Annotated in this window: 17 protein-coding genes; 5 read left to right on the top strand and 12 right to left on the bottom strand. The window is 65.1% G+C overall.

Translation table 11 applies throughout. The annotated features are described in order from the left end of the window. Nucleotides 1-24 precede the first annotated feature (24 nt). Together D9R08_RS10810 and D9R08_RS10815 are read right to left on the bottom strand one after the other, a co-directional pair. Nucleotides 25-921: an aldo/keto reductase gene (locus D9R08_RS10810; protein ID WP_121898068.1), complete on the bottom strand. Its 897-nt coding sequence runs from the start codon at nucleotides 919-921 to the stop codon at nucleotides 25-27. Then, nucleotides 921-2,075 carry an LLM class flavin-dependent oxidoreductase gene (locus D9R08_RS10815; protein ID WP_121898298.1) on the bottom strand — a complete coding sequence of 385 codons (1,155 nt, stop codon included), beginning with the start codon at nucleotides 2,073-2,075 and terminating at the stop codon, nucleotides 921-923. Before D9R08_RS10815 ends, D9R08_RS10810 begins: the two co-directional genes overlap by 1 nt. 95 nt (nucleotides 2,076-2,170) lie before the next feature. Here D9R08_RS10815 and D9R08_RS10820 point away from each other — a divergent pair, with 95 nt between their 5' ends. From D9R08_RS10820 to D9R08_RS10830, 3 genes are all read left to right on the top strand, one after another. Then, a complete protein-coding gene (locus tag D9R08_RS10820; protein ID WP_121898069.1) occupies nucleotides 2,171-2,875 on the top strand; it encodes a GntR family transcriptional regulator in 705 nt (234 codons plus the stop codon). A gap of 44 nt (nucleotides 2,876-2,919) precedes the next feature. Continuing rightward, on the top strand, nucleotides 2,920-3,999 hold the full coding sequence (locus D9R08_RS10825) for a Gfo/Idh/MocA family protein (protein ID WP_121898070.1): 1,080 nt from the start codon (nucleotides 2,920-2,922) through the stop codon (nucleotides 3,997-3,999). A 71-nt stretch (nucleotides 4,000-4,070) separates the two neighbouring features. After that, nucleotides 4,071-4,304 carry a hypothetical protein gene (locus D9R08_RS10830; RefSeq protein ID WP_121898071.1) on the top strand — a complete coding sequence of 78 codons (234 nt, stop codon included), beginning with the start codon at nucleotides 4,071-4,073 and terminating at the stop codon, nucleotides 4,302-4,304. Between the two features lie 152 nt (nucleotides 4,305-4,456). On the opposite strand, the gene D9R08_RS10835 is transcribed toward D9R08_RS10830, so the two are convergent. The 6 genes from D9R08_RS10835 to D9R08_RS10860 all read right to left on the bottom strand — a co-directional run bounded on the left by D9R08_RS10835 (nucleotide 4,457) and on the right by D9R08_RS10860 (nucleotide 11,708). Further along, the gene (locus D9R08_RS10835) at nucleotides 4,457-5,167 is read right to left on the bottom strand and encodes a VIT1/CCC1 transporter family protein (protein ID WP_121898072.1); all 711 of its coding nucleotides are present in this window, start codon (nucleotides 5,165-5,167) and stop codon (nucleotides 4,457-4,459) included. A 35-nt stretch (nucleotides 5,168-5,202) separates the two neighbouring features. Then, nucleotides 5,203-6,612, bottom strand: a complete 1,410-nt coding sequence (locus tag D9R08_RS10840) for an FAD-binding oxidoreductase (RefSeq protein ID WP_121898073.1) — start codon at nucleotides 6,610-6,612, stop codon at nucleotides 5,203-5,205. Between the two features lie 497 nt (nucleotides 6,613-7,109). Then, complete coding sequence (gene ispG / locus D9R08_RS10845) at nucleotides 7,110-8,252, bottom strand: flavodoxin-dependent (E)-4-hydroxy-3-methylbut-2-enyl-diphosphate synthase (RefSeq protein WP_121898074.1); 1,143 nt, start codon at nucleotides 8,250-8,252, stop codon at nucleotides 7,110-7,112. 81 nt (nucleotides 8,253-8,333) lie between these two features. Further along, on the bottom strand, nucleotides 8,334-9,599 hold the full coding sequence (locus D9R08_RS10850) for a helix-turn-helix domain-containing protein (RefSeq protein WP_325048882.1): 1,266 nt from the start codon (nucleotides 9,597-9,599) through the stop codon (nucleotides 8,334-8,336). A gap of 103 nt (nucleotides 9,600-9,702) precedes the next feature. Beyond that, a complete protein-coding gene (hemA, locus tag D9R08_RS10855; RefSeq protein WP_121898075.1) occupies nucleotides 9,703-10,926 on the bottom strand; it encodes a 5-aminolevulinate synthase in 1,224 nt (407 codons plus the stop codon). Between the two features lie 203 nt (nucleotides 10,927-11,129). Next, nucleotides 11,130-11,708, bottom strand: a complete 579-nt coding sequence (locus D9R08_RS10860) for a 5-aminolevulic acid synthase (RefSeq protein ID WP_121898076.1) — start codon at nucleotides 11,706-11,708, stop codon at nucleotides 11,130-11,132. 179 nt (nucleotides 11,709-11,887) lie between these two features. On the opposite strand from D9R08_RS10860, the gene D9R08_RS10865 reads away from it, so the two are divergent. Beyond that, complete coding sequence (locus tag D9R08_RS10865; RefSeq protein ID WP_121898077.1) at nucleotides 11,888-13,261, top strand: M20/M25/M40 family metallo-hydrolase; 1,374 nt, start codon at nucleotides 11,888-11,890, stop codon at nucleotides 13,259-13,261. Nucleotides 13,262-13,369: 108 nt separating this feature from the next. On the opposite strand, the gene D9R08_RS10870 is transcribed toward D9R08_RS10865, so the two are convergent. The 3 genes from D9R08_RS10870 to D9R08_RS10880 all read right to left on the bottom strand — a co-directional run bounded on the left by D9R08_RS10870 (nucleotide 13,370) and on the right by D9R08_RS10880 (nucleotide 16,391). Continuing rightward, nucleotides 13,370-14,704, bottom strand: coding sequence for an MATE family efflux transporter (locus D9R08_RS10870; protein WP_233557418.1), 1,335 nt, complete (start codon nucleotides 14,702-14,704; stop codon nucleotides 13,370-13,372). A gap of 71 nt (nucleotides 14,705-14,775) precedes the next feature. Then, nucleotides 14,776-15,681: a nickel/cobalt transporter gene (locus tag D9R08_RS10875; RefSeq protein ID WP_121898079.1), complete on the bottom strand. Its 906-nt coding sequence runs from the start codon at nucleotides 15,679-15,681 to the stop codon at nucleotides 14,776-14,778. Continuing rightward, nucleotides 15,666-16,391, bottom strand: coding sequence for a DUF1007 family protein (locus D9R08_RS10880; protein ID WP_147450662.1), 726 nt, complete (start codon nucleotides 16,389-16,391; stop codon nucleotides 15,666-15,668). The genes D9R08_RS10875 and D9R08_RS10880 overlap by 16 nt, the downstream gene beginning before the upstream one ends. Before the next feature lie 126 nt (nucleotides 16,392-16,517). Between D9R08_RS10880 and D9R08_RS10885 the strand changes: the two genes are divergently transcribed. Beyond that, nucleotides 16,518-16,973, top strand: coding sequence for a hypothetical protein (locus D9R08_RS10885; protein WP_121898081.1), 456 nt, complete (start codon nucleotides 16,518-16,520; stop codon nucleotides 16,971-16,973). Nucleotides 16,974-17,068: 95 nt separating this feature from the next. Here D9R08_RS10885 and ppk2 read toward each other — a convergent pair whose 3' ends face one another. Further along, nucleotides 17,069-18,016, bottom strand: coding sequence for a polyphosphate kinase 2 (gene ppk2, locus D9R08_RS10890; protein ID WP_121898082.1), 948 nt, complete (start codon nucleotides 18,014-18,016; stop codon nucleotides 17,069-17,071). Between the last annotated feature and the right edge of the window lie 39 nt (nucleotides 18,017-18,055).

Genomic DNA, 18,055 nt, shown 5'->3' on the forward strand with positions numbered 1-18,055 from the left:
ACCGCCCGGCAGCGGCTCAGATGCCTATGGCACCTCCTGACCCAAGGCGGCGGTATAGATCTCGAACCATGTCTCCCGGTCCAAATCCACATTAACCGCATCCCCGATCTTACTGATCCGGTTCAGATTATTGGTTCCCATAACCGGCATGATGCGGGCCGGATGCGCCAGCAGCCACGCCACCGCAACCGCGTCCAGCCCCACGCCCTGCGCTTCGGCGACGCGGTTCAGCACGACGCGGACCGGCGCGGCCTCCGGTGCGAAGAGCGCCCCGCCCGCAAGGGGCGACCAGGCCATCGGGGGGATGCCACGCTCCTGCATCCAGGCGATATCCCCATTGGTGAACGGCACATGATGCAGTACGCTCGCCTCGATCTGGTTGGTCACCAGCGGTGTGGACATGGCCGATTGCAGCAGCGTCCAGTCATACAACCTGAAGTTCGACACGCCCACCGCGCGCACCTTGCCGGAGGCGACAAGATCGTCCAGCGCCCGGCCGGTTTCCAAATGATCCATCAAGGGGTCCGGCCGATGGATCAGCAGCAGATCGATCCGGTCCGTCCGCATCAGCGCCAGCGAGCCTTCCACCGAGGCCGTGATATGCGCGGCGGAGGTGTCGTAATACTTCACCCGTCTGGTGGCGTATTTGCCGATCGGCGCGATAATATCGCATTTGGTGACAAGTTCCACCTGATCGCGCAACTGCGGGGCCGCGCGAAAAGCGTCTCCGAGGATTTCCTCGGCCCCGTAATCGCCATAGATATCGGCCTGATCCATGGTTGTGATGCCCTGGGCCAGACAGGCTTCGATCTTGGCCTGAACATGGGCAGGCGAGGTATCCGCATCATCCCCGATCCGCCACATCCCATACACGAGCCGCGACAGAGCAAGCCCGCCGGGCGAGAGGTCGATCCGCTCCATCACCGCCGCTCCCCCGCGGCCAGCGGTGTTGCCGGCGGCTGATCGGGCACCCGCCCGTAAACCTCAGGCAAAGAACATGTTTCAAGATGCGGCATCACCTTTTGCCCGAACTGCCTGCATTCCTCCAGATGCGGGTATCCAGAGAAGATGAAGGCCCGGATACCCATCTTCCGATAGGCCTCGATCTCGCTGAGCACCTGATCCGTCGAGCCCACCAGGGCCGCACCGCAGCCCGATCGTGCGCGGCCGATCCCGGTCCAGAGATTGGGCTCCACATAGCCGAATTTATCAGCCAGTTCCCGCGCCCTGGCCTGATGTGCCACGCCAAGTGAAATGCTGTCATGGGCCCGATCACGGATCAGCTTGCCATAGTCATCGTCAAGCTTGCTGGTGAGATGTTCGGCATACTCCCGCGCTTCAGCTTCCGTATCGCGCACGATCATATGAACGCGCAACCCGTAATCCAGGGTTCTTCCATATTTGTCAGCAACTTCGTGGACGTCCTTCATCCTCTGTGCAATCTGCTCCTTGGGCTCGGGCCACATCAGATACACGTCGCAATGCTGGCCGCAGAGCTCAAGCGCAGCCGGGCTGTACCCGCCGAAATACAGAAGCGGCCCACCCGTCTGATACGGTTTTGCCGGATCGGTGGTCAGCCCCTCGAACTCGTAGACATCGCCCTTGTAGCTGATCTCGTCCTGGGTCCAGGCCTGTTTCAGGATCTCGACCACCTCGCGGGAGCGTTGATATCTAAGGGAACTTTCGGCTTTTTCGCCCGGGAAATCGGACGAGATGATGTTGATGGTCAAGCGCCCCTTTAGCATGTGATCGAGGGTGGCGATGGTGCGCGCGAGCATGATCGGCTGCATCTCCCCGCAGCGGACGGCGGCAAGCATATTGATCCGCTCGGTGATCGGCGCGCAGCCCGCAACGAAGCTCAGAGTGTCCTGCCCGACCTGATAGGAACTGGGGCAAAGAATGTTTCTGAATCCCTGATTTTCAGCCTCTTTCATGATGGCAGAGCAATGCTCCCAACTGGATCTGAGGGAACCGTCGGGCACCCCGAGAAACTGGTAATCGTCGGAGCAGAGTGCTGCGAACCACGAGATCTCCGCGGCATCCAGGTCGGCTGATGTGACGGGCACAACTGTCATCTTGATCCTCCCCCGGATGCGCAGTTTCGACTTGCGTAGCATCGGGTTTGGGGTAGATCAATGGTATATCAATTTCCGCGCGGGAGGGCGCCGAGATGACCGAACCGGGCGCCTTGCCGGCTTATCTGCAGATCAGCGAGCTGCTGATCCGCGACATCGCCGCAGGGCGTCTGGCCGACGGACAGCGCCTGCCGCCGGAGCGTCGAATGGCGGCGGATCATGGCGTGTCGGTGGTGACACTGCGCAAGGCGCTGGCCGAGCTTGAGCGGCGCGACCTGCTGGAGCGCCGGCAAGGCTCCGGCAACACGATCCGGGCGGGACAGAACGCGCGCGGCCTATATGCGCTCTTTCGGCTGGAACTTCTCAATGGCGGCGGGTTGCCCACGGCGCGGCTGCTTGATCTGCGCAAGATGACCAAACCCGACGACATCCCGGATATCGGCAATGTGGTCGATTTTGGCTGGCGTATCCGGCGGCTCAGGTTTCTGAACAAGCTGGCCGTGGCGGTGGAGGAGATCTGGCTCGATGGCCGCTTCACCGGCGATATCCGCGCCGGGGATTTGAGCCAGTCCCTTTATCTCTATTACCGTGACGCGCTGCGCCTGTCGGTTCTGCGCGCCGATGACAGGGTGGGCATCGCCGAGGCGCCGGATTGGGTGCCGGACGCGTTCGGCCTTGCAGCGGGCGCCACGACCGGCCTTGTCGAGCGCCGCGCCTGGAGCCAGCATAACGAGCCGGCGGAGTTCTCCCGCACATGGTTCGATCCCGCCCGCGCGCGTTACGTTGCGCGGATCAGCTGACTCCACCCGAATGAACTGACGTTCCACAACAGGAAAGAACGCATATGCGATACGGCATCATTGGCTGCGGCATGATGGGGCAGGAACATATCCGCAATATCCGGCTGCTGCCCGGAGTCACGGTCGCAGCGATCGCGGAGCCGGACCCGGGCATGCGGGAGACGGCGCGGGCGCTGGCTCCGGATGCCGCGTTTTGCGACAGCATCGCCGAGCTTCTGGCCCGGCGCGATATCGACGCGCTGGTGATCGCCACCCCCAATCATCAACATCTTTCGCAACTGGAGGAAATCGCGGCGACGCGGCCCCTGCCCGTCCTTGTGGAGAAGCCCGTTTACACCGATCCGGCAGAGGCGCCGCGGCTGGAAAAGCTTCAGGTCAGCTATCCTGCCCTGATCTGGGTTGCATTGGAATATCGATATATGCCCCCGATTGCGAAATTCCTCTCCCTGGCCCGGGAAGAGACCGGCGGCATCGCCATGCTGAGCATTCGGGAACACCGGTTTCCGTTTCTCCCGAAGGTCGGGGACTGGAACCGGTTCAATCGCAACACCGGCGGCACGATGGTGGAAAAATGCTGTCATTTCTTTGACTTGATGCGGCTCACCCTGAACTCGGAACCGGTTCGGGTCATGGCCAGCGCAGGGCAGGCCCTGAACCATCTGGAGGAGCGTTATGGTGACGAGATCCCGGATATCTGGGACCATGGTTACGTGATCATCGATTTCGCCAACGGAGCGCGGGGAATGTTGGAATTATGCATGTTCGCCGAAGGCTCCCGCTATCAGGAAGAGCTATCGGCGATTGGCCCGCGCGGCAAGATCGAGGCGCTGGTGCCCGGGCCCGGACGGTTCTGGCCCGCCCATCTGGGCCCCGCCCCGGTGCCGCGCGTGATCGTCAGCCCGCGCATGCCGCAGGGCCCTCGCGAGATGGAGATTCCGGTCGATCCGACATTGTTGGAGGCCGGAGACCACAATGGCGCAACCTTCTATCAGCACCGGTTGTTTCTGGAGGCTGTGCAGAGCGGCACGCCGCCCGCGGTCAGCCTGAGCGACGGGATCGCGGCAGTGCGCATGGGGCTTGCCGCGCAGGAGGCGGCGCGCGAAGGACGGGTCGTGACCCTGTGATGACCGCTGGCCGGGGATCGTCTTGCCGCGTAGATTGGCTGTCATGCGGGCGCGGATCACGATCGGGATAAATGGCGGGGGCAGCGGCTGCCGGGTGGCGATACGCCTGCCCGATGGCGGGGTGCTGCGGGTCGATTGGGGGCCTCGCCAACGCCTTCACCGATGCCGGGCGCGCCGCTGGTCCTGACCGGCGGTTTCGGCAGGCGCTGGCCATGCATTTGCCCGACGGTTTGCGGGCCGGTATCGTGTCGGCGAAGGGCAGCGCCTTGGACGGGGCGCTTGCAATGGCGGCGGCGCTGCCATGAGCGCGGATCGGCGCGGTGTAGCCGACATAGGAGAGGATCGGCACCCGCCCGGGATGTGTCGGGGCACCGGCTGACGGGAAAGTCCGGCGCATGTGATGGCCCGTGCGTCCGGTGGTGTTCAATCTTCAGGCGATCTGCGAGACGGGCCGGGCTCAGAGCGCCTGCCCCACCAGAGCACCGATCACCGAGGTAGCGGCCATGGCCAGGACACCCCAGAGCATCACCCGCGCCGCCGCGCGCAGTTTCGGTGCCCCGCCTGCCTTTGCGCCGAGCCCGCCGAGGATCGCCAGCGCCAGAAGCGTGGCAATCCCGACCGACGGCAGAACCATCGCAAGCGGGCTGATCATGGCCACGATCAGCGGCACGCCCGCCCCGAGGGCGAAGGTCGACGCGGAGACGACGGCCGCCTGAAGGGGGCGCGGCGGCGACAGATCGGTCAGCCCGATTTCGTCCCTCAGATGGGTGCCGAGCGCATCGGCCCGGGTCAGTTCCTCGGCCACCTGCGTCGCAAGCTCGGTGCTGAGCCCCCGGGTCCGGTAGATCGCCACCAGTTCACGCAGTTCCCCTTCGGGATTGCGCTTCAATTCGGTTTTCTCGCGTGCGATATCGGCGCGCTCCACATCCGCCTGGCTGGACACGGAAACGTATTCGCCCGCCGCCATGCTCATGGCTCCGGCCACCATCCCCGCCACACCGGCGAGGATCATCTCCACCCGGTCCGCGCCACCGGCGGCCACCCCCACGATGAGAGACGCGGTGGACAGGATGCCGTCATTGGCGCCCATGACGGCGGCGCGCAGCCAGCCGGAGCGGCCGGAGAGATGGGGTTCCTTATGGGCGGTGAAGCGATGCGTTTCGGTCATAGAGGTTCTTTGGAGTGCAGGGGATAGGGGGCATGTCAGGTCGGCAGGCCGATCTTGCCGGGGTTGAGAATGTTATACGGGTCGATGCCCGCCTTTATCGCCGCCATAACCTGCATCGCGGGGTCGCCCAGTTCCCGGACCAGATAGGGTGCCTTGCCCTGCCCGATCCCGTGTTCGCCGGTGCAGGTGCCGTCCATCGAGATGGCCAGATCGCTCAGCCAGCCGACGAAGTTTTCGGCCCGTGCAACCTCGGCGGTGTCGTCCATGTCGATCAGCAGAAGGACATGGAAGTTGCCATCGCCCACATGGCCCACGACCGGGGCGACAAAGCCCATCTCGGCGGTCTTATCCTGCGCCGCGGTCACGCAATCGGCAAGGCGCGAGACCGGAACGCAGACATCGGTGGAGATGCCCTTCGCTCCCGGGCGCAGCGCAAGCGAGGCCCAATAGGCATCATGACGCGCCTGCCACAGGCGGTTGCGCTCTTCCTCAAGCGTCGTCGCCTCGAACCCGCCCGCACCGAACTCGTCCGCGATCTCGCCAAAGGCGGCGGCCTGTTCGGCCACGCCCGCGGGCGAGCCGTGAAACTCCACCAACAGAAGCGGCGTTTCGGGCAGGCTGAGCCGGGAATAGGCGTTGACGCCCCGGACGGTCAGCGCATCCAGCAGTTCGATCCGGGCCACGGGCAGACCGTACTGGATGGTCGCGATCACCGTGTTGCAGGCGGCCTCCACGCTCGGAAAGGAACAGGTGGCCGCGGAGATTGCCTCCGGAATGCCCTGCAGACGCAGCGTCAGTTCGGTGATCAGGCCAAGCGTGCCTTCGGAGCCGACCATCAGCCGGGTCAGATCGTAGCCCGCGGAGGTCTTGCGGGCGCGCGTGGCGGTTTGCAGCACCTCACCCGAGGGCAGGACCGCTTTCAGCGCCAACACATTGTCCTTCATCGTGCCGTAGCGGACCGCATTGGTGCCCGAGGCATTGGTCGCGGCCATCCCGCCGAGCGAGGCATCGGCGCCGGGATCGATGGGAAAGAAAAGGCCCGTGTCGCGCAGATGGGTGTTCAGCGCCTTGCGGGTCACGCCGGGCTCGATCACCACATCCATATCCTCGGGATGCACGGCGAGGATCCGGTCCATCTGGCTGAGATCGACGCTGATCCCCCCGGCGGGGGCGTTCACATGGCCCTCCAGCGAGGTGCCGGTGCCGAAGGGAATGATCGGCACGCGGTGGGTGGCGCAGATGCGCACGATCTCCTGCACCTCGTCGGTCGAATGAGGGAAGACAACCGCGTCGGGGGGCTGGTTTTTCAGCCATGTCGTGGTGTGGCCATGCTGTTCGCGCAGCGCGCGGCCCGTATCCATACGCGGTCCGAACCGTTGGGCGAGGATACCCAGAGCCGCGGCAATCCCGTCTTCGTTGCGCGGCAGATCGGCCAGAAGCGCCATGGGGGTGGTCCTTCACAGTTGTCTCCGGCCCAGACTACGGCCTTTTCCGCCCAAGGTGTATCGGAATTCTCGGTCCCGCCGTCGCAAGGGCCGCCAGGAGCGCGGACGCAGGAACACGGCATGCGACGGACGCGCGGCCGGGCGAGGGCCGCTTATCCACAGGTTTCGGGGGCCGGACCGGGATGATTATGCAGATGTCACCGCGGCTTTACGTGGCTGACATGTTCGTCGGCAGAGTCGGCCCTGCCTGCCTTGGCCCTCCGGTCCGCGGCAGTCTGCCCTACCCGGCCCCCCGTGCTGGCCCCCAGCAGCGCAGAGCCGGGACCCTTGTTCCCTCAGGCAGATTGTCGGGGGCCGGAGACCTGAGGGCCCCCGGCACGGCCCCCGCGGAGTTTCCCCTGGGGTAAGATCATTTCATCACGTGTGGGGTGGCCCCCCGGGGCTGCCCCTATTTCCGCCCGCCAGTTGTGGCGGCAGGATACGTGTCCCTGCCCGCGCTACTCCGCAGCCTGGCTTGCGGCGTCTTCGGCGGCGCGGGTTTGCTCAAGCTCGGCGGCCTTTTTTTCCACCTGTTCGACGATATGCTCGATCATCTCGTCATTGGACAGCTTGTGGCTCTGCTTGCCCGCAAGATAGACCATGCCGCTGCCGGCCCCGCCGCCGGTGAAACCCACATCGGTCATCAGTGCCTCACCCGGGCCGTTGACCACGCAGCCGATGATGCTGAGGCTCATCGGGGTCTTGATGTGTTCCAGACGCTGCTCCAGCGCCTCGACCGTCCTGATCACGTCAAACCCCTGCCGCGCACAGGACGGGCAGGAAATGATGTTGACCCCGCGATGGCGCAGGCCAAGGGATTTCAGGATTTCGAAGCCGATTTTCACCTCTTCGACCGGATCGGCGGAAAGACTGACCCGCATCGTGTCCCCAAGCCCCGCCCAGAGCAGATTGCCCAGCCCGATGGCCGATTTCACGGTTCCGCCGACAAAACCCCCGGCTTCGGTGATGCCCAGATGGAAAGGCGCATCGGTCTGTTCGGCCAGCATCTGATAAGCCGCGACCGTCATGAACACGTCCGACGCCTTCATGGAGATCTTGAAGTTCAGGAAGTCGTTGTCTTCGAGGATCTTGATGTGATCGAGACCGGATTCCACCATCGCGTCGGGACATGGCTCGCCATATTTGTCCAGCAGGTGCTTTTCCAGGGATCCCGCATTCACCCCGATCCGCATCGAGCAATTGTTGTCGCGAGCCGCCTGAATGACCTCTTTCACCCGGCTTTCGTCGCCGATATTGCCGGGGTTGATCCGCAGGCAGGCCGCCCCGGCCTCCGCCGCTTCGATGCCGCGCTTGTAGTGGAAATGGATATCCGCAACGATCGGCACCGGGCTTTCGGCCACGATCTCCTTCAGCGCCCTGGAGGACGCCTGATCCGGGACCGAGACGCGGACGATATCGGCGCCCGCCTCCGCGCAGGCCTGAACCTGAGCGATCGTGCCTTTGATATCCGTGGTCAGCGTGTTCGTCATGGTCTGCACGGTAATCGGGGCGTCGCCGCCCACAGGCACATTGCCCACATGGATCTGCCGGGTCTTCCGGCGATCGATATTGCGCCATGGGCGGATCGGATTATGCGACATGCGCGAAAACTCCGTCGGATCGGCGTGACAGTCAGATTGAAAGATAGGCCGACCGGGCCGCAGGCACAACGCCCTCGGGCCTCATTCCTCGGCCTGGGGCGCGTCGCTCAGAACCAGGGCGGCCACCTCGGCCAGATCCGGGTCGGTCGTGGCATCGGCCATCACATAGGCCTCCGAGATCGCATCGGCGGAAAGGACCACATCGCGCGCCACGGAGGTTCCGGGCCCGGCAGGGCCCATGGTGACGCCGTTCACCGCGAAATAGAGCGAGCCGGAATTGCCCGCGCGCAAGGTCGGCGGCACTTCAGATGCCGGCAGCACATAGCTGTCGCCCGCGTTCAGCGTGCCTTCGTAGATCACCGTACCGGAGGCCGATGTGACGCGCACCCAGGAGGGGCGGACGGCAAACAGCATCACCTCGTCCCCGGTGCGTTCGGTCACCTGCACCTGACTGCCCGTGGGCGGGGTGTCGGCAAGGGGCAGCGGATCGCCGGTCAGACGGTGCACCGCCGGCGCCAGCGCCCCGACCTCGTCGGGGTCGAGCGTGGCAAGCGGCTGGTCGCGCGGGGTCATGACCGGCACATCCAGCGCCTGAGGGCGGTAAAGCCGGTCGAGCGCGTCGGCGGCGGGAACGGCGGTGGCCACATCATCGGGCAGGTCGGCGCCGAAATTGCCATCGACCGCGCCGCCGAGCGGCGCCAGCGTGGCCAGCGTATCGGGGGCCTGTTCGACGGGCGCGAATTGCAGGCGCTGAATGTCGTTCAGCACCGCCCAGGCGCCGTAGCCGATGCCGACGACCAGCGCGATCAGCACAAGTGCCGAGCCCATCGCACCGGGCTCCACCTTCGAGAACACGCTTTCGCGCTCCGGCGCGAAGGAGACCCGCGCGGCCCTGATCACGTCATTGGGGTCGACACGCCCAGGCGCTTCGGCCAGCGAGCGCTTGGCAAGCCCGGCCTGACGGGCGGAAAACCCGTGTACGCCGGAAAACCCGCTTTCGCGGCAAAATCTCTCGAAGGTCCATTCGGGATCGAGCCCCAGATACCGCGCGTAGGAGCGCACGTAACCAGCGATGAAACCCTGTGAGGAGAAGACAGAAAGATCAGCGTTTTCTATGGCTGCGATATAGGCGGCCTTGATCTTCAGTTCGCGTTCGACATCAAGGAGGGATTTGCCGAGCGTCGCGCGCTCGCCGCGCATCAGATCTCCCAAGGGCACGTCGAGAGCTGCAAACTCCTCGAACGGTACACCCGGCACCTGATGTTCTACCCTGTCATGGCCCATACCGGCCCTGCCCCGCGCGTTTATCCGGACCCTGTTCCACCAATCGGCGGATCGGGCCCGCATTGTTGGTTCGGCGTCATCATCCCCGAACGGGTGATTCCCCAATCACCCGCGTTTGAAACACCTTATCACAAAGGGAGAAGCCTGTGCACCAGCAGAAAAAGGCTCAGGCGCTCAACTCGGCACGATTTAGCGCACAATGGCTCCAGAGCCCGTCCATGGCACGCACCAGCCCGTCGAGCATTTTCGGATCATGGACCGGCGACGGGGTGAACCGCAGCCGCTCGGTGCCGCGCGGCACTGTCGGGTAGTTGATCGGCTGCACGTAGATCCCGTAATCGGCCAGAAGCATGTCGGAGATCTTCTTGGTATGGACCGGATCGCCCACGATCACCGGCACGATATGGGAGCCGTGATCGATGATCGGCAGGCCCATCCCCTTCAGGCGCATCTTCAGCACCCTGGCGCGTTCCTGTTGCAGATCGCGGCGGGTCTGGTCGGTCTTCAGATGGCGCACGGAGGCGGCCGCCCCGGCGGCAATGGCCGGCGGGATCGAGGTGGTGAAGATGAAGCCCGGCGCATAAGACCTTATGGCATCGCACATTTTTGCGCTTGCCGCGATATAGCCTCCCATCACGCCATAGGCCTTGCCCAGGGTGCCGTTGATGATGTCGATCCGGTCCATCAGGCCGTCACGCTCCGCCACGCCCGCGCCGCGCGGTCCGTACATGCCCACGGCATGCACCTCGTCGATATAGGTCAGCGCGCCGAATTCGTCGGCCAGATCGCAGACCTGCTCGATCGGGCCGAAATCGCCATCCATGGAATAGATCGATTCGAAGGCGATCAGTTTCGGCGCGTCCGGGTCGTCGGCGGCCATCAGCTCGCGCAGGTGGTCCATGTCATTATGGCGGAAGATGCGCTTGGCGCCGCCATTGCGGCGGACCCCTTCGATCATCGAGGCATGGTTCAGCGCATCGGAATAGATGATGAGGCCCGGAAACAGCTTGGGCAGCGTGCTCAGCGTCGCGTCGTTCGCGATATAGGCGGAGGTGAAGACAAGGGCCGCCTCCTTGGCGTGCAGATCCGCAAGCTCGGCCTCCAGCGCCTTATGATAGACTGTCGTGCCCGAGATGTTGCGCGTGCCGCCCGAGCCCGCGCCGGTGGCCTCCAGCGCCTCTTTCATCGCGTCGAGAACGACCGGGTGCTGCCCCATGCCCAGATAGTCGTTGCCGCACCAGACGGTGATCTCCTGTGTGGAGCCGTCGGGCCGGGTCCAGACCGCGTGGGGGAACTGACCGCGCCGCCGCTCGATATCGATGAAGGTCCGATAGCGCCCTTCGTCATGCAGACGGTTCAGGGCTGTATCAAGCGCGCTGTCGTAGTTCACTGGCTGTCTCCCTTCCGGGTGGGTTCCGGACTACGATCCGGGACCTGACCCAAAGACGCTGGCTGTCTTTTCCCGCCGCCCCGAGCGAACGGCCATCTCTTTCTTCTGCCGCTGACTTATGGCGGCGGGGCTGTCATGGCCAAGTTACAAATTGCCGCGCTGTGTACTTTGACATGTATCAAGCAAGCGGCGGAAACCGCACGTCAATCGGCGATGACGGCACGGCAATCCGCCTGCCCGCAGGCGGCATTCGCGGATGTCTCCGTATCGCCTATCCCCCAGGCTCCGGTGGCCGGCGATATCGCGAAGACCTTCGGGCGGTCGGCGCGCCGGTAGTCGCCGCGCAAGACCGCGCTGGCCGACGCGCTGAGCTGCAGGGCCGCGCCCGGCTCCCAGCCGCGCGGACGCACGACCAGAACCACCACGCAGTCCGCGCCCTCCTCCCGGCCCGCTTCGCATTGGGCCAGTGCGGCGTCGCGCGCCGCGGCCTCGTCGTGGTAGTTTCCGACGGCGGCGGTCGTGGCCGGGTTGGCCAGCCCCGCATCCGGCGCAATCGCCAGAGCGCCGTAATAGAGCATATCCGGCAGCAGGCCCTCGTCGATCGCCCCGCCCAGCAGCGCGATTTCGGCCGCGTTCAGGCTCTCATGGGGGATGACCACGCCCTCGGCCTGGCCGCGAGGCGAAAACAGCATCCGCTGCGCCTCCCGGCCGGTCGGCAGGCTTTGGGCCAGAACCGGCAAGCCCAGGGCCGCAATCGCAACTGCTCCGATGATGGCGCGCATGTCTCCGCTCCTCTTGCTGCTTTCAAAACTCTCCGCCGGTGGCGTTCCGGCGCCTCCGCCCGTCGGGCGGGCCGGTGTCGCGCGATGTAGCGGATCGGCCCGGCTCCGGCAACCGCTGGACACCGGGCAGGAGCAGCGTAATGTTCGGCGAAACCGCCTGACCCAAAGGAAACACCCCCATGTCGCTTGATGCCGTTCTTGCCCGAGTCGATGCCGATCTGGATGCCGCCACCGGCCGATTGATGGAACTGCTGCGCATTCCTTCGATTTCCACCGATCCGGCCTTCAAGGCGGATTGCAGCAAGGCCGCGGACTGGTTGGTGCGGGAGCTGACCGCGCTTGGCTTCGACGCCTCGGCGCGGCCCACGCCCGGCCACCCGATGGTTGTGGCCCATGGCGGCGGGGACGGCCCGCACGTTCTGTTCTACGGGCATTACGACGTGCAGCCGGTGGACCCGCTGGATCTGTGGCATCGCGATCCGTTCGATCCCGCGATCGAGGAGACGCCCAAGGGCAAGGTCATTCGCGGCCGCGGTGCGGCCGACGACAAGGGCCAGCTGATGACCTTCGTGGAGGCCTGCCGTGCCTGGAAGGCGGAGACGGGGACCCTGCCCGCCCGGGTGACGATCTTCTTCGAAGGGGAGGAGGAAAGCGGATCCCCCTCGCTGATCCCGTTTCTGGAGGAAAACGCCGACGAACTGCGCGCCGATATCGCGCTGATCTGCGACACCGGGCTCTTCGACCCCGAAACGCCGGCAATCGTCACGCAGTTGCGCGGGCTTCTGGGGGAGGAAATCCGCGTCACCGGCCCGTCACTCGACCTGCATTCGGGGATGTATGGCGGGATCGCGATGAACCCGATCCGGGCGCTGACCAGGGTTCTGGCCGGGCTGCATGACGACAACGGCGTCATTCAGGTGCCGGGCTTCTACGACGATGTGGCCGAGCTGTCGCCCGAGTTGAAGGCGCAGTGGGACGCGCTCGGCTTTGACGAAGCGCGGTTTCTGGGCGATGTCGGATTGTCCGGGAAAGCGGGCGAAGCCGGGCGGTCTGGTCTTGAGATGATCTGGTCCCGGCCCACGGCGGAGATCAACGGGATCTGGGGCGGCTACACGGGCGCGGGGTTCAAGACCGTCCTGCCATCGGAGGCGCATGCCAAGGTCAGTTTCCGGCTGGTGAGCGGTCAGGATCCGCTGAAGCTGCGCGAGAGTTTCCGGGCCTGGGTGCGGGAGCGGCTGCCAGCCGATTGCGAGGTGAGCTTCACCGATCACGGCGCCTCCCCCGCCGGCCATATGGATACCGGCCATCCCGCCTTCGAGGTGGCGCGGGCGGCGCTGTCGGCGGAATGGCCGAAACCGGCGGCCTTCATCGGCTGTGGCGGCTCGATTCCGGTGGCGGGATATTTCAAGAGCCATCTGGGCATGGACGCGCTGCTGGCCGGGTTCGGCAATGATGACGACGCGGTGCATTCGCCGAACGAGAAGTACAATCTGAGCAGCTTCCATCGCGGTATCCGGGCCTGGGCGCGGGTGCTGGGCGGCCTGTCGGCCTGAACGTGGCACCCATCCGAAGCTGCGGCTGGTGGCGGGTGCCGCCGGCGGGAAGAAACACTTGGCAGGCGGGGCGCGGCGGTTTCCGCCACGCGCCTTGCCCGGTCATGGTCAGGCCGGGTTTGTCAGCCGGGCCGGGCCGCGCCAGAACCGCGCCATCATCAACGCGCCCGCAAAGGCCAGCCCCACCACCAGACCGAGCCAGATCCCCACCGCGCCCATGCCAAGGAGGAACCCGAACAGATAGCTGCAGGGGATGCCGATCAGCCAGTAGCTGAAGACCGCGTAGAGCATCGGCAGGCGCGTGTCCTGCACCCCGCGCAGAAGGCCGAGCGCCATGATCTGGGCCGCATCGGCCAGCTGGAACAGCGTCGCCACCGCCAGCAGCCCCGAGCCGATGGCGATGATCTGCGGCCTGAGCGGATCGGCGGGATCGACGAAAACCGACATCAGCGGTTCCGGCAGGGCGAGGAACAGAACGATGGTCAGCGCGACCATGATCGCCGAGAGGGTCAGCGCGGCGATGGCCACATGGCGCAAGGCGGAGACGTCGCTGCGCCCCCAGGCGTGGCCGGCGCGCACCGTTGCCGCCGAGCTGAGCCCCACATGCACCATGAAGGTGACCGAGACGATCTGGAGCGCAACCCCGTGTGCGGCCAGTTCCAGCGTGCCGATCCAGCCCATCATGATCATGGTGGCAATGAACAGCCCCCCTTCGGACAGCAGCGTCAGCGCGATGGGCCAGCCAAGGCGAAAGACCTGGCCGAACGCCTCCCAGTCGGGGCGCCAGAGCCGGGCGAAGAGATCGTATTCGGCGACGCCCCGCGCACGGGCCGCATAGACGGCGATGATGGTCATCATCACCGCGTTGGTGCCGAGCGACGCGATGGCCGCGCCCTGCAGGCCCAGTTCGGGCGCGCCCAGATTGCCGAAGATCAGCACCCAGTTCAGCGCCACGTTCATGACCACACCGGCCAGCGTGGACCACAGCACGACCTTGGTGTGTTCCAGTGCCGACAAGTGGCTTCGCAGCACCAGAAACATCACCGCGAACCCTATCGCGCCGCCCGCGATGCGCAGATAGGATTGCGTGTCGGCGGCGACCTGCGGCTCCTGCCCGAGGGCCAGCAGAAGCGGGCCGGAAAACCAGAAGACCGGCAAGGTGGCCAGACTGAAGAGCACCGCGATCCAGAGACCCATGCGGGTCACCCGGCGGACCTGCGTCTTGTCGTCATTGGCGACGGCGGCGGCCACCATCGGCATCACCGCAAGGGCGAAGCCCAGACCGACGACCAGAACGATGTGGAAATAGGACGCGCCGAGCGCCACGGCGGCCAGTTCGGGCACACCGTACCAGCCGACCATGATCGTGTCGGTCAGCCCGATGGATATCTGGGCCAGCTGGCCGCCAATGAGCGGCAGGCCAAGCGTGAGCGTGGCGCGCATATGTGTGCGGAACGGAGACATGACGATCCGGGCTTATCCGGGGTTGACGGACTTGCCAAGGTGCGCGTTGGCTAAATCACGCCGAGCGCCAGACGGCCCGCCAGAAGCGCGATGACGATGCCTGCCCCAAGCTCGATCATCGGCTGCACCCGGGCGATGGCCGCGCTGCCCGGCAGGCTGGCCAGCGCGCCCTCCCGCAGGGTCACGGCGGCGATGGCCACGGCCACGGTCACGCTTGCGGTGCCAAGCCCCATGGCCAGCGCACCGGCGATGCCGGTGGCGAAGATGCCCATCTGCGCGGTGAGGATCAGGACGAAAAGCGCGCCGGTGCAGGGCCGGACGGCCACCGCGCCCACAAGCATGGCCGTATCGCGCCAGCCGGTGGCCCGCTCCAGATCCGCGGGCGCGGGCGCATGGGCATGCCCGCAGGTCGTGCAGAGACCATCGGGCCCGGGAGCATGGGCACGGGCATGGGCATGGGCATGACCGCCACCCAGCGCGCGGGCCCCGCGCCAGGCCAGCCACAGCCCCACAAGGGCCACCAGTGCGAAGCTGAGTGGCGCGAAACTGTCTTCGGCAAGGCCGGTCATCCGCTCGCGGCTCCATCCCAGAACCCAGAGACCCGCCGCAACAAGCAGAATGGCGGTCAGAGCCTGTGCAAGGCTCGACAGAAGCGCGATGCCCGACAGACGCCAGGGCCCCACCCGCCGCGCCGCGCCATAGCCGCCGATCAGGATCTTGCCGTGGCCGGGGCCCGCGGCATGAAAGAACCCGTAGGCGAAACAGAGCGCTGCAAAGGCGGCCATGGCGCCGGGATCGCCCGCGCGGAGCGCGCGCAGAGCCCGGGCCAGCGCGTTCTGGGTGTCGCGCTGCTCCTCCATGGCCCAGCGCAGAAGCATGTCGTCGGCCCCGGTCAGGACCAGCGCCGCCAGCCCGACGGCCAGAAGAGCGGCGAGCAGGATCAGGGCGCGGCGCATGTCACCACCACCCGGTCGGCGAAGACCGCGCCCACGGCGGGAAAATTGTCTTCGGCGGAAACCGCGCCGCCGATCCGCTCGATCTCGGCCTGAAGCGTGGCATAGGCGGCATCCAGATCGGCGCGCACCAGCCGGGGGGTGCAGCCGTCGCGCCCGGAGATCGCCATCGGCAGCGTCATCTCGAAGGCGATGTAGAATTCGGGATCGTAGATCGCCGCCTCCAGCGGCAGAGCCCCGGAGGCCGCGCCGGTGACGGGACGGCGGTGGGTGGTTTCCAGATGTCCGTCGGTCAGGCTCAGGCTGACCGGTTCGGGTGCGCCGATATCCAGCACGGCGCCATCCGCCGAGAGGGTCAGCCCCCCCTCGAACCCCGCGCCCCAGTTGAGATCGAAACCAAGGGTCCGGGCAATCTCGTCTTCGGTCAGAACGCCATCGAAATCCGGGTCCAACCCATAATCCTGAAGGATCAGAAGCGAGTAAAGCTCGTCATAGCGCCATGTCACCCGCACCTCGACAAGGCTGCCGTCATCATCATGGATCAGGTCGAGCCCCGCATCGATGAAGATATGCGGATGCGCGCCCGCCAGAGTGGGGGCCGATGCCAGGAAGGCCGACAGGGCGAGAGAGCGCAGAAACGATCGCGTCATAAGCGCGATATAGGACCCTTCGGCGGCCCGCCGCAACCGCCCGAACCGCGCGCCGGCAGACACCTGCCCAAGCCATTGTTTCGCAAAACCTGGTTCATTGTTGTGGCGCTGATCAACAATCGGCCACAATTATGCCCATATTTTGGGGCATGTACTGTCTTTGATTGAATGTGGTGAGGTTGATGAAAAATGTCTGAATTTTTTAGACAGTTTTTCCGCGATGAAAGCGGCGCCATCACTGTGGACTGGGTTGTGCTGTCCGCTGCGGCCGTCTCGATGGCCGTTGCGGCGACCGACGTTCTGGAAGGCAGTATCGGCGAGCTTGCGTCGGATCTTGAGGCTCAGCTGCGGACGCAGCAGATATCGGATTCCTTCGTCCAGTTCACCTCTGCCCATTTCGAACCCTTCTATCAGCAAGACCTACTCACCGTCGCGCAGGCGGAGCAGTTGTTCACCAACGCCAACGAGATGACCAACTCGGCCATTCTTACCGCGCTGGAAAATGGCATCTCGGCGATGAACGCGGGCACCCTGACAGATGCGCAGATGGCCGAACTGGTCGCGGTGGCTTCGGTGGCCTACCAGCGGAACATTGTCGATGATGCCGTCATCGAGCAGTTCTTCAGCGACATCCACACCGTCTGACGCCCCGACACACCGCCACGGCCCTGATATTCCACCCGAAATAGCGGCGTTTTTTCTGCGCCCGGGCCAGTGCTTGGCGCCGCCGCTCTCCGCAGTCATCCGCCGCGACGGGCATCCGGATGCAACGAAGTGCCAAGGATGTGGTCCGCCTTGTGGATCACATGGGCCGCACGGCCCACAATCAGCGGGTCGGGGTGCCGCGCGACCCGGGGGTTCTTGTCGGGGTAGTCCAGACTGTCCAGGAAATGCAGCATGCAGTTCAGCCGTGCGCGTTTCTTGTCGTCCGACTTGATCACGGTCCAGGGCGCGTCGGCGGTGTCGGTGTAGAAGAACATCGCCTCCTTCGCCTCAGTATAGTCGTTCCATTTGTCGAGGCTGGCCATGTCGATGGGCGACAGTTTCCATCTTTTGAGAGGGTCGAGCCGCCGGCTTTCGAACCGCGCGCGCTGCTCCTCCTGAGTGACGGAAAACCAGTATTTGTAGAGCCTGATGCCCGAGCGGACCATCATCCGCTCCAGATCCGGCGTCTGGCGCATGAACTCCAGATATTCATTCGGCGCACAGAAGCCCATGACGCGCTCCACACCGGCCCGGTTGTACCAGGAGCGATCGTAGAACACCATTTCGCCTGTGGTGGGCAGATGTTCGATATAGCGCTGGAAAAACCACTGCCCGCGTTCCTCGTCGGTGGGTTTGTTGAGCGCCACCACCCGCGCTTCCCGCGGGTTCAGATGTTCCATGAAACGCTTGATCGTGCCGCCCTTGCCCGCCGCATCGCGGCCTTCGAACAGGATCACGATTTTCTGACCCGTTTCGCCCACCCATTTCTGCACCTTCAGCATCTCTGCCTGAAGTCTGGCTTTCTGCGCCTCGTAACTGCGGCGCGACAGCTTGGTGTCGTAGGGATAGGCCCCGGTCTCGAACGCGTGGCGGATCGTATCCGGTGTCACGGTCGGGAACCCGCGCTTGCGCGGGAGGGTATCAATGGCTGGTTTGGCCGTCTCTGCCGCATTTCCTGCGGTCGCGGGATCAAGGTCTTCCATCGCACGACACCTCTATTCTGGCTAAAAGATCTTGCTGAA

Origin of the sequence: Rhodophyticola porphyridii, assembly GCF_003688285.1 — a bacterium.
Taxonomy (GTDB): Bacteria; Pseudomonadota; Alphaproteobacteria; order Rhodobacterales; family Rhodobacteraceae; genus Rhodophyticola; species Rhodophyticola porphyridii.